At 35.7% G+C, this 12,779-nt stretch carries 5 protein-coding genes; 1 reads left to right on the top strand and 4 read right to left on the bottom strand.

The window, feature by feature from the left end; all coding sequences use genetic code 11:
• Positions 1 to 193: 193 nt before the first annotated feature.
• Positions 194 to 1,600: a sulfatase gene (locus tag IC221_RS19060; protein ID WP_188170489.1), complete on the bottom strand. Its 1,407-nt coding sequence runs from the start codon at positions 1,598 to 1,600 to the stop codon at positions 194 to 196.
• Between the two features lie 861 nt (positions 1,601 to 2,461).
• Between IC221_RS19060 and IC221_RS19055 the strand changes: the two genes are divergently transcribed.
• The gene (locus IC221_RS19055) at positions 2,462 to 4,681 is read left to right on the top strand and encodes a TonB-dependent receptor (protein WP_188170488.1); all 2,220 of its coding nucleotides are present in this window, start codon (positions 2,462 to 2,464) and stop codon (positions 4,679 to 4,681) included.
• Positions 4,682 to 4,845: 164 nt separating this feature from the next.
• On the opposite strand, the gene IC221_RS19050 is transcribed toward IC221_RS19055, so the two are convergent.
• From IC221_RS19050 to IC221_RS19040, 3 genes are all read right to left on the bottom strand, one after another.
• Positions 4,846 to 8,235: a hypothetical protein gene (locus IC221_RS19050; RefSeq protein ID WP_188170487.1), complete on the bottom strand. Its 3,390-nt coding sequence runs from the start codon at positions 8,233 to 8,235 to the stop codon at positions 4,846 to 4,848.
• A 442-nt stretch (positions 8,236 to 8,677) separates the two neighbouring features.
• Complete coding sequence (locus IC221_RS19045; RefSeq protein WP_188170486.1) at positions 8,678 to 9,763, bottom strand: hypothetical protein; 1,086 nt, start codon at positions 9,761 to 9,763, stop codon at positions 8,678 to 8,680.
• A 217-nt stretch (positions 9,764 to 9,980) separates the two neighbouring features.
• Positions 9,981 to 11,912, bottom strand: a complete 1,932-nt coding sequence (locus tag IC221_RS19040; protein WP_188170485.1) for an FAD-dependent oxidoreductase — start codon at positions 11,910 to 11,912, stop codon at positions 9,981 to 9,983.
• Positions 11,913 to 12,779: the final 867 nt, after the last annotated feature.

Genomic DNA, 12,779 nt, shown 5'->3' with positions numbered 1-12,779 from the left:
AGCATAGTAAATAATCATTATGTTATAAGTTAAACATAATGATTATTTATTCAAATCTTAGTTTTGCGACAGCCCCTACATTGGTTGCCTTTCAATTGAATTGAGTAGATAAAATTGAAAGGATACTGCTCTGTAGAGCCACAATGCCTTGTGGCTTACGAACCACTACAGAACCACATTTTCTAATCGTTTTTTATTTAATTCCTTTGTCCTTCGCTTTCTTTTTATTCACCTTAAATAGGTGGCTATTTTCTGACGTTACTTCTTTCCATCCCGCGTACACTTCATTTTCCCATTCCAACAACGCTGCCTTCATCTTTGATGCTCTTTTCGTTTCTACATCAATTTTATCGTGCTCTTCAGAAATGTCCTCTACCACATTGAATAGCTCAAATTTTCCAGAATGGTATTTTACCAACTTCCAATCCTCTTGCATAATGGCCGCATACTGATCTTCGTAGCTTCTCATAAAATAAAGGTTTCTCTTTTTCATGCTTTTACCCTTTAAGGCAGGCATCAAGCTTTTTCCTTGAATATTGCTGTCTTTGTAAGTTTGCCCTGAAGCGATTTCCATTAATGTTGGGAAAATATCGATAGTTTGAATTGGTTTTGAGTATTCTGTTCCAGCTTTTGTGACGGATGGATATTTAATCATCATCGGTACTCTTGCTCCGCCTTCCCCTAAAGTATTCTGTCTTTTTCCACCTGCTAGTGGTGTATTTTCAAAGAAACTCCCTTGGTCTGAAGTGATGATGACTACGGTATTTTCGTCCATCTTCAAACGTTTTAAGGTCTTTAAAATAGTTCCTACAGATTTATCCATACTTTCTACCATGGCGTGATATTCCGCATATTTTGGTGACATGCCTTGATCAATATATTTCTGCACCAATTCTTTTTTACCAATATGAGGTCCGTGTACGGTATAGTACCAAAGGGTCATCATAAAAGGTTGCGGTTTATTATAATTTTCCAAGAAATGCACTGCTGTATCGGTCATGACTTCCGTAAGGTAAACGTCCGGCTGATCGTTGAATTCTTGGTAAGCATTTTTGTCTTTAAAGAATGGTGCATAATAGCTTTTGGGGTGACCAAAATTGCTGACGCCTATTTGCTCATCAAATCCTTGGTGAATAGGGTGAAAAGTTTCATGTCCCAAATGCCATTTTCCTAAAAAGGCATTATAGTAGCCATACTCTTTCAGCTTTTCTGCATAAGTTACCTCTTCCAATGGCAGCCAGTTTCTTGATCCTCTTTTGGCTGGATCAATCGACCATAATCCAAACTCTTTTGTATTACTACCATCAGGCATTTCATGTCCAATATGACGAGGCATCTGTAAACGTGCCGCTTCCTTTCCTGTCAATAAAGATGCTCTACTCGGACTACATGTTGGAGTAGGAATATAAGCTCTAGTAAACTCTAAGCTTTCTTTTTTGAATTGATCTAAATGAGGTGTTACGAATGATTCATTTCTATAGCCCACATCTGACCATCCATAATCATCCACAAACAACAAAACAATATTAGGTTTCTCTTGTGCCATTACTGGCGATATCACTCCCATACATAGAAGGAAAATTAATTTGATTTTTTTCATTACCATTTCAGTTTATTATTTCCTTACAAAATTGAGGGCAAACTGTTGTTTTAGATGTGTATCAGCATGTAAATAGTGTATCTATAGGTGTATTTACAAAAATTTTTAAGATATCATTTCTACCCAATATGTATCCATCAAACCAAAGACTTTAATTCTAATCCTTTTTAGGATTTACTTTCAAGCTTCTTTCTTCTTCGCTTTTGTCTTGAAACAAAAAACTCATGGCTTTGAAGTCAAAAGCTAAATTATTCTCTGATTACAGATCAAAAGACAAAGGTTTTTATAATCATCTTCTAAAATTCAGTTCTGTAGGGACGAACTGTATTAAAAAGCAAATTTATATTTAGAATGTATTACGAACATCATTTTCTGTTCTCAAAGAAATCACTATTTTCGCCACCAAACTAATAACAGTGTATTCGATGCGTATTTTTATACCCTATCAACTGCACTGATTGTATCTAACTTAAAACTTCTTTTCATCTATTTAAATTAAAAAATTATATGTTCCAAAATCAAATCAGTCAATAAAAACTATACTTTTTAAAAACAGCTTTCGCAAATAGGAGGTATTTCATGAAAGCACATCAACAAGAAACTACAACAAACAAAGTTTTATCATCTCTCTTCGAAAGAAAAAATTGCAATACATTAATATTTATTTCATTACTTAATGAAAATTGGTTTGTAATATTCCTCTTTTTTAAGCGAAAGAGTTCGATGAGCTTATTTTTTGTAACCAATTTGTTGATCTACTAAATATACAAACATAAGTAAAGTGTCATACGATATTTCACTACAACTAAGTCATAGGTCGTTGACATTATTCTACTACAAAAAACTTCAACGAAAAATCAAATGAAAATACATTATTTGACTTGCATTTTATTGCTATTCAGTAGTGCTCTAAGTGCACAAACCATTATGGGTAAAATTATCGGAGCCAAAAAAAATGGTATTTCAGGTGCTAATATTGTCAATAAAAGTACTGGTTATCATTCCCACTCGGATCAAAACGGGGAATTCCAATCCAAAGATTGCACACTTGGCGATACACTTCAAATATCTATGGTGGGTTACTACACACGTCAAGTAGTTTTGGAGGACTTGAATCAATCACTTACAATCCTTTTAAAAGAACAAGTATTGAGTTTAGAAGAGGTTAGTATTTCATCTAAAGTTGATGCTCACCATATCTTAACTGATGTGGATATTCAAACAACTCCTGTTAATTCCTCTCAAGATATATTAAGAAAAGTCCCAGGAATTATCATTGGACAGCACGCAGGAGGTGGTAAAGCTGAGCAAATCTTTTTGAGGGGTTTCGACCTCGATCATGGTACAGATATTAATATCACTGTTGATGGTATGCCCGTTAATATGGTCTCTCACGCACATGGTCAAGGGTATGCTGATCTTCATTTTGTGATCCCGGAAACTGTAGAAAAAATCGATTTCGGAAAAGGTCCTTATTACCAAAATAGAGGGAATTTCACTACGGCAGGTTATGTAGACTTCAGAACTAAACAGCGATTGGACAACAGCACTTTGAAGGTAGAAGCTGGACAGTTTGAGACGTACAGGCTATTAGGGATGTTTAATCTGATGGAAAGCGAAAAACAAAATGCTTATGTCGCTACAGAATTTCTTTCTACTGATGGATTTTTTGAGAGCCCTCAGAATTTCAATAGAGTCAATCTATTAGGGAAATATACCAGTCAACCTACAAGCAACGACCTTTTAGGAGTCACATTTTCTTATTTTGACAGTAAATGGGATGCCTCAGGGCAGGTACCTCAACGTGCTGTAGATTCTGGTTTGATTTCTCGTTTTGGGGCCATAGATGATACAGAAGGTGGAGCCACTTCAAGAAGCAATATTCTTGTAGATCATACCAAAATCATTGATGAAAATTCATCCATAACAAGTAAAGTTTATTTCAGTAAATATGATTTTGAGCTGTACTCTAACTTTACTTTCTTCCTTGATGACCCTGTCAATGGAGACCAAATCAAGCAAAAAGAAAGTAGAAATATTTTTGGAGTAAGCAGTGAATACAATAAATCTTTTACTACCAACTCATTCAGCGGAAGCTGGCAAGCAGGCATTACATTGCGTAATGATCAGAGTATTGACAACGAGCTTTCACACACTGCCAACAGAAAGGAAACGTTAGAATATATGAAACTTGGGGACATCAACGAAACCAATGTTGGTGCCTATGTGGGGACATTTATTGACATCAATAAATGGACTTTCAATCCTTCGGTGAGAGTTGATTATTTCAATTTCCAATACAATGATAAACTCGTAACGGCTTACCAAACATTATCAGAGAAAAAGGCCATTGTCAGTCCAAATTTGAATGTATTTTATAATGCAACCAACGAGCTTCAACTATATCTAAAATCAGGTAAAGGGTTTCACTCCAACGATAGTAGAGTTGTTGTCGCCGAACAAGGTTCAGAGATTTTGCCTGCCGCATATGGTTTTGATTTAGGATATATCTGGAAGCCCACTCCTAAAATGCTGTTGAGCATGGCCTATTGGTATTTGTACATGGAACAGGAATTTGTATATGTAGGTGATGCAGGTGTTGTTGAACCTAGCGGAAAAACAAAGCGTCAAGGTGTGGAATTAAGTTACCGTTATCAACCTTTGTCATGGTTGTTTTGGAATGTGGATGTCAACTATACACATGCCCGTGCCATTGATGAGCCAGAAGGAGCCAATTATATTCCTTTAGCACCTGATTTCACATTTATCACTGGTCTGAATTTTCAGTTTAAATCAGGAATATATGGTGGTATTAATATTCGTCATATCAATGATCGCCCTGCTAATGAGGACAATTCAATTACAGCTCACGGATATACAGTAACCGATATGAACTTGGGGTACAAAATGAAGAAAATGAGCTTCGGAATTCAGATTCAGAACCTGTTTGATGTTGAGTGGAATGAAACACAATTTGCCACTGAATCTAGATTACAACATGAAACAGCTCCTGTAGAAGAAATACATTTCACGCCGGGTAATCCTTTCTACTTGAAAGGGATAATTCAATACAATTTCTAAGACAGTATATTGATTTTACATAGTTAAATAATAGCGTTCTGATCATCAATTAGAGGATTGGAACGCTATTTTGATAATTTATTCAACCTGTTTTAAGACGTTACACCTACAACAAAACCCCACCACTAAAAAGCGATGGGGTTTAATCTACTTATAAAACCAAGTTACTGTCTTGCTTCTACTTTTCTCAATTGGATATTATCCAAGTAGAAGTCATGTAAACCGTCTAACTTCATATCATTTTCTTTGAAGTTCATTTTTATTGCTCCGTATGCAATTGTCTTCAAAGAGATTCTCTGTCTTAGTGTTACCCACTCACCATATTTCATATTAGGGAACTCACTGAAATCCCAAGGTACATTGACAAATACATCTTGATCTACTGTATCATCATTAGTAGAGATGTTTGTTCTGATGATATCAATTGTACTTGATGCTTGAGGAATGAAAACATCAATGGACATCTCATATTCACCTTCTTCTAATGCAAATGAGTTATTGGCTTTCGAAGTATTGAATTTATGGGACCTTGTTCCAGACCCGTTCAGATCAAATGAAAAGTGCATACTTGCGTTTCCTGTAGAAGCGGTTGTTGTTACTCTTTCGATTTTTTCTGTTTCCTTTGGATTCTTTAAACTTACATACCATCCTAAGGCCTCGTTCGGTGTTTCTTCAGCTGCTGCCGTTTCAAAACCAGACATTGGTACATCCATATAAGAAACTACACCATTCATTGCTACATTTTCGGCAATGAAATTTGATAATGGAACTCCTAAAGCAGATTGAATTTTGTCACCTGCATACCCTACAGTAATATCATCTGAGTTAAAGTAGTTTTCTACAAGGTAGATTTCTATTCTTTTGTTATTCCCTTCTGCCACCTTAACTTCTGAAATTGTTGCATTATCCGTTGAATAATTAGCCTCAATATTTTGAATGCCTACCGTAAAATCATTTAACACATCAGCAGACGTGAATGAAGCAATATCATGCGATGTCTCAAAATATATGACGCCACTGCCACTGTCCATCACCTTACCTACTTTAACAGTTGCTTCATTTTGAACTTGTTTTACATCAACAGTTGCTTTTGAGCTATAATCCAATGAGGCATCTTTAAATTTTTCATGCTCTTTTCTTTCCACCATCAGTGCAATGCTTAAATCTGATCCCGTAGTAGCATACATCACCTCAAAAGAAGCTTCATTTGATGTCACTTCTGTTACACCATTATTGATTTTCCAAGTTCTTCCTGTTGACTGACCTGTAGATTGATCTACAAACGTTAATCGATCACCCTCAGAAATTTCTATTACTTTTGAAACCTCTTCCTCACCAACATTAAGGGTATGGATTGGTGTCGATAAATCATCATTTTTATAGATACTAAAAGCTACTTGCAATTCTTCCGAAGTAAATACCTCTATGGCTAAAGGAATCTGAACTATCACGTCTTCAAAACCTTCTTTGGATAAAGTAAGCTTGTGACCTGAAAGTGATGGATTATCCTGCTCAAATAATACTTCAAATGAGGCTGTTGTTGCAGTTTGTGGTGCTCCATTGTTGACTGACCATGCCAACTCCACTCCTTCAGATGCCATCGTTTTGAAAACCAAAGACGTACCATTTTCCACTGCAATCGACTTACTTTCCCCCACTTTATCTGCCTCAATTTCGTAGATAGGAGTTTCTAAATCCTCCGCTAAAAATACTTGTATGGCCGATGGTTTTGGAGGTTGTTCTGCTTTGATTACATTCACTTTCACTGGAATAACCACCTTCTCTGTTAAATCAGGATAATTTGAATCTTTTCTTTCAATCACTAACTCATGTACAGAATATTCACCTTCCGTTTTAAACACTGCCTCTACCGTTTTACCTTCCAAAGTTTCTTCTTCAACACCGTCTAACATCCAATAAGTATCTGTATACAATTCTGTATTTGTGTTATTGGTTAACGTTAAAACCTCTCCTTCTTTCAGTTCAACTGTTACCCATTGCTCTTGATTCTCAGGAATCTCTTCTCCCTCCTTCAATTCATACACTAATTGATCCGCATACATTACTGTAAAAGCCGGCAATAGTTCTGGCACAATTTGATTGACTGTAATTGTCAATGGAATCTCTATCTCCACGGTCTCATGTCCCTCTTTCGTTAATGTTAAGCTATGAGAGGTTAACGCTTCTTGTGGAGTATCAAATAATACTTCAAAACTTGAAGTAGAACCTGTTTGAGCTTCACCGTTGTCAATTGACCACTCTAAAGTTGAACCTTCAGTCGCTACGGCTTCAAACACCAAAGATGTTCCCTCTTCCAACTCTAAGTTTTCATTTTCTCCTTCTTGTCCGTCTTCAATCTCATATAAAGGAGTAGTAAGATCAGTCGATAAATAAACCTTGATACCGGCGGTTAATGGATCTGGGATCTCCTCATTTACAGTGATTGTCAATGGAATGTCAATCTCCACGTTCTCATGTCCTTCTTTCGTTAATGTTAAGCTATGAGAGGTTAAGGCATCTTGTGGGGTATCAAATAATACTTCAAAACTTGAAGTAGAACCTTTTTGAGCTTCACCGTTATCAATTGACCACTCTAAAGTTGAACCTTCAGTTGCTAAGGCTTCAAATACTAAGCTTGTTCCTTCCTCTAATTCTAAATTTTGGATTTCTCCTTCTTGTCCGTCTTCAATCTCATATAAAGGAGTAGTAAGATCAGTCGATAAATAAACCTTGACACCGGCGGTTAATGGATCTGGAATGTCTTCAATTACCTGCACATTCACGGGGATTTCTAGAGTTGTTTTAAGATCAGGATATTGTGCATCCTTTCTTTCAATCACGAGTTGATGAGTACTGTAATCACCCGCAGTTTCAAAAGTGACCGTTACATTATCCCCTTTTACAGAATCTTCCGTTATTCCATCAATCAACCAATAAGTAGATGTATATAAATCTACATTCGATGTATTCATAAAAGAGAGTGACTCTCCCTCTAAAAGTTCTACATCCACCCAACCTTGTTTGTCCTCAGGTACTGTTTCTCCTTCTTTTAATTCATAGAGGACAACATCACCGTACATTATTTTAAAAGCAGGTAATAATTCTGGTACGGCAACATTTACTTTGAGTGGAATTTCAGTTTGGATTGTAGCATCGGGGTGATCAGTTCCTTCTCTAATAAAAGTAACTTCACCGGCCAAATGCTCTCCTTCTACATTATAAGTAACGGTGACCACCGCTTCTGAGGTGTTGATCTCTTCCTGATTACCATTCAAAACCCAAGTCCTTCCTGTTGGTTCTCCTTCTGTCGACACATCTTTGAAAGTCAGTGTCTCCCCAAAAGTAAGATTCAATACTTCCCAATCCTCTTGAGCAGAAGGGTTTATGATTTCATCCAACGTCACTGTCATGACCTTCTCACTCCCTTGGTACACTTCATATACTGGTGATAATTCTGGAATGAGGTCTTCTATTTGCTCTTGCTGTTTTTCTGTACAGCCAAAAAATAATAGAAGGCACGAGAGAATAAAAAATCGTAGTCTAAATAAGTTCATTTCGTTGCTCTATTTATGTTTAAAAATTCATTTCACACGAAAAAATTCGTTTGCAATTTGCTTTCGGTAATATCAAAATTGAGTGAAATGATTTTCTTCTTTGTGTCGATGTGTACACAATCTGTCTCCGAGAATAAAACAGACATAAACAACTGACCAACTGAATTTTAAAACTTATTATTTTTTATAAAACAATATATTTCATCTTTTTAGGGAGTCAGATTTGATGGGTTTAGGATTGGATAAGGCAAGCTATTTTCAATTGAATATTTAGAATAGTGGATTGGTGATCTTCGACGGAGTTTTTACAACTTAATGATAGCTTAGTGTTCAGCATTTTAGATTTGTACCCTTCAAAGAACTAGAAATCTTTACTTCCTCATTAAGTCATGGGTTAATGAGGAAGTGATAAACTTTATTAGATAACTTAGTTGAAATAAGATTATAAATTCTTCTTATGTTTTCTTTCAAACTTCTTCATCAACTTCAATTGCTTTTTATTCAAGTTTTCGCAATCACTTAAATACCAATATACTCCCCTACTAATCAATAAGTTTTCATTACTAAGTTGAGGTATAAGTTTTTGATTAATTATCTCACTTTCGATCTTATATTCTGTAAGAAAATCTATTAGTAGATTGACCTCTTGGTAATTATCAAATTTGATATAATCCAATAGTTGTGGGGTAAAATGATCTTCTCTAAAAGTTGAAATAATGACTATTCGTCTCAACGACATATTGGTTAGATGCTGAAAAAGGTCCAACTTCTGCTCTGCATCAGATAACTTTAAAAGCGACCTCATTTCTCTACCTGTCAAATCATTGGCAACTCGACGGTAGTAAGACCAATATTGTTCAATCTCATAATCCTTTTCCGTAATTGTTTGTAAAGCAAATAGAGGTACACTTGGATGATTTTTCAAAAGTATTTTTTGAAGACTTTCCTCCGTTTGTTCTTTTAAGCTTCTTTGGCGAATCGTTTTTTGAATTTCTGGATGATTGGCCCAATGCCAAAGTGTAAAGCAAGTTAAAGTTGCCCCTTTCACTACATCTTTTTTTCCTACTATGGCTTTTGTAGCTCCAGAATAACCATCTACCTCTTCATCATCTTCAACATAAATATCATCCTTTGTTAAATCAGACAAAATAGACACGTTATCATTTAGAATTCGGTCCAACTTATTATAATCCTTTGGAGAAAAAGACATTGTTTTTCCATCTAAATGCTTTTCCAAAGATTGGTTCTCTGGGATATTAAGGGCTAAAAAGTTACCAAATTGATCCCATTCCAAAGTCACCGTGATAATCTTGCATTCATTTGTATAACACATTACAGAAGCAACCTTTGAAGAAACTTTACCTGTTGTTTTCTCTACAGTAAAAGTCAATGTTTGGTCTTCCCCTTTTTTTAATCCGGGATGATTCAATGTTTTTTCGAAAGTCGTCGTATTGTCTTCCTCTTTTATAAAAGGAGATATAATTCCACAAAAAATAAACGATAAAATAATGTATAGTTTGAATGCCATAATTGTGAGTGCTTTTCGTTTGCCATGTTAGATACAAATATAAAAGGGATCACGGATAAATCTGTCATCATTAAATGGAGAAAAACCATTTCAATAGATTAACTAGGGGGACAAAAGTAACATTAATACAACCCAATATCAAAATGAAGTACTGATGTGTAATTATCCCCTCTTTTTTATTTAAATGTATTCTTCTGAAAAGAGAACCTGATATCATTTATGAATAAGAACGTATTTCATACAAACGAATATTTTTCGCTCCCCAAGTATCTTTCAGTTTCAATCGAATTGCGGTAGTGGAAACTTTATCAAATGAAAGTTTTATCAACCTTGTTAAATTATCTTCGACTGCTGCTACCCTTTTCCATTGTCCTTTTACTCTTGCTTCCAGGACAAAAGATTTTAATAATTCGGGTGGAACGGCAGTGACTTGTTTCGCATTTTTTGCAGGATTTTTATGCATCATCATATTTCGATTTACATTGGTATCGGCTTTCAATTCTACCTTGGATATGGATACACTTTCATTCCATTCCAATTGTAATGAAGCATTCTTTCCATCAGATTCCCAATGATGTACCTCATCTACTTTATCTCTTCCAATGCCATCCACTAACAATTTACAATTGCCCGAAGAAGTAGACGAAGCTGTTATGCTGTCTGCTCTTTTTGCCAAATCATTTTTATCATTGGCTGGCCTGTTGGGAATGTAGACATCATCTCTGAGTAATTGTTCTTGTAAGGATTGAATATCTTTTTGAGCTAATTGTCTTGGTGACCATTTTTTGTCAATACACATCTTTGCAGCGGTACCAATAGCCTGCCCCATCAGACCACAAGTTGCTTGAATTCGTGTGGAAGATAATGCAACGTGAGTCACCGAAACATTTCTTCCGGCAAACATTAAGTTGTCGATATTTTTTGAATATAAAGATCGGAAGGGTACTTGGTATACCTCCTCAAATCGTGCATGGAAGTAGGATGGCGGTTCACTTGGATTTTCAATTCCGCCAGGACAGTGCTCATCAAAAGACCAACCACCGTAAGCCACTGCGTCTTCAAACTGTTTGTTGTTTTCCATTTCGGGTTGACAAAGAATATGATCCCCCATAAATCGTCTCGATTCTCTTCTTCCCGGAACAGAACCTACCCAATCTAAAACAATGTTCGCCGACTCAGGAAATTCACCGGAGTTTTTAATATAATCCCAGACACCATGCATATACCCCAACAACTTATGACGATTTTCTTCATAGTCTGCAATGATATCATATTCACTTCCTAATTCAACCCACCAAAAACCTTCTTTCAAATGTTTGATCTTTCTTTTATTCATTTTTTCCGCTTCATACGGAATCATAAATTTAGGTGGGTAATACTTGACAGGTCTGCCCATATCTTTGGTAATCATCATCACCGAGGCACCCATCTGCCAGCCGTCTGCTTTATCAGGAGCAAATGATTCATTGAATTCGTCTTTTCCTTCACGTCCGGTTCTGTATTCAGCACCCGCTTGAGCTGCCATCAGCCCATCCCCTGAGCAATCACAAAACATCTTCCCTTCTACTGTAAAATAAGTTTCAGTGCTTGCCTGCCAACATAATATATCTGTAATCTTGTCATTTTTGGTATTGGCATCCAATGCTTGAGTGTTAAGCATTACATCTAGATTTTCTTCCCTAGTCACAAAATCATATACCACATGATCCCAAACAGGGTAAGATTCTTGAGGGTTATAATGCCAATTTTCTATCAAAAGTTCTTCAACAATTCCCGTCTCCCTTTCTATCTTATGCTTATTCTTAAGGTGCATCACACCATTAACAGTCACCCTTATTTCTGAAGAGGCGTTTCCACCCAATACCGGTCTATCATTGATCAAAACTGTTTTCGCACCAGATCTTGCCGAAGCAACTGCTGCACAAATTCCCGCAATTCCAGCTCCAACTACTACCACATCATAACTTACCTTTTTACTTCTTGATGGAACTCCTTTCTTTCCTTCACCGACTTGATACCAATTATCTTTTTCTCTTGCGGTTGAGATACTATTGATTTCCTTTCTTTCTTTTGCTTCCACTGCTGAAATTCCAGTTCCTGCAGCTATTGTTGCTAATGTTGTTTGTTTAAAAAAATCTCTTCTTTTCATTTCATTATGCTTAAAATAGTTCAAGGCATATCAGCGAGGTAGAAGCATTCACCCTGCATGTTTTGATAGTTTAAACTAAACTTCTAATTCATACATTCTACATCTTTCACTTCACCTTTATCACCTTCATAATTTTTTGTCCTAGTCTCAATACAAATATTCATAGTTTCTATAAAAGGGATGTGAGTGTGAATAATTAGTTTGTCTCTTTAAATATGGAAGTGATTGAAATTCATATGAAGAGCCATAGAATATGTATGTTGCCATTCAAAGCGTCTATTTTTAAGTTTCCTTCTCTTCATTTTCCATTGATGAAAAAACGAAGTGAAAATCTACTTGAACAAATGTTTAAAGGTATTCGTGCTCTAAACCTACTTGAATTTAGAGGTCTGCGTTTCGATGATTACATTTGTAATAGATAGAATTTTTTAAACCTTTAAATCATCAACCTCATATAGATTAATATTGACTTTTTAGACTCCTACAATTGATAATTGCAAGGTATTCTACCTATTCTTCTTCTTATTCAAATGACATAAGTACCTGTTCAAAATTATCTATAGCTTAAATGTATAGACAAATACACTTATTATACATTGAGATACAAAAGGTATTTACAGGGCCAAATCAGTATTAAAAAGCACGTTTTTTAAAATAAACCGCTGAATACTCGCCTTATACGTACAATTTACATTTTATGGAAGCGTAGATACACCGAATAAATCATTAGGCACAGTGAAGCGAAGATACGCACATTACCTTTAGAAGGTGATTTTTTAAGGCCGAGTTTATCACACACAATTTTTACAAAAACTCCTATTCAGAACATATTTGGGAGCTAAACTTTACCGTAAAAGTCCTTCATTT

This window comes from Flammeovirga sp. EKP202, assembly GCF_014534745.1.
In the GTDB taxonomy this organism is placed as follows: domain Bacteria; phylum Bacteroidota; class Bacteroidia; order Cytophagales; family Flammeovirgaceae; genus Flammeovirga.
This window is presented reverse-complemented; position numbering and strand designations above follow the sequence as displayed.

Bases quoted from the DNA above. Each gene is read 5' to 3' on its own strand.
- IC221_RS19060 (WP_188170489.1), bottom strand. From the start codon at position 1,600: ATGAAAAAAATCAAATTAATTTTCCTTCTATGTATGGGAGTGATATCG.
- IC221_RS19055 (WP_188170488.1), top strand. From the start codon at position 2,462: ATGAAAATACATTATTTGACTTGCATTTTATTGCTATTCAGTAGTGCT.
- IC221_RS19050 (WP_188170487.1), bottom strand. From the start codon at position 8,235: ATGAACTTATTTAGACTACGATTTTTTATTCTCTCGTGCCTTCTATTA.
- IC221_RS19045 (WP_188170486.1), bottom strand. From the start codon at position 9,763: ATGGCATTCAAACTATACATTATTTTATCGTTTATTTTTTGTGGAATT.
- IC221_RS19040 (WP_188170485.1), bottom strand. From the start codon at position 11,912: ATGAAAAGAAGAGATTTTTTTAAACAAACAACATTAGCAACAATAGCT.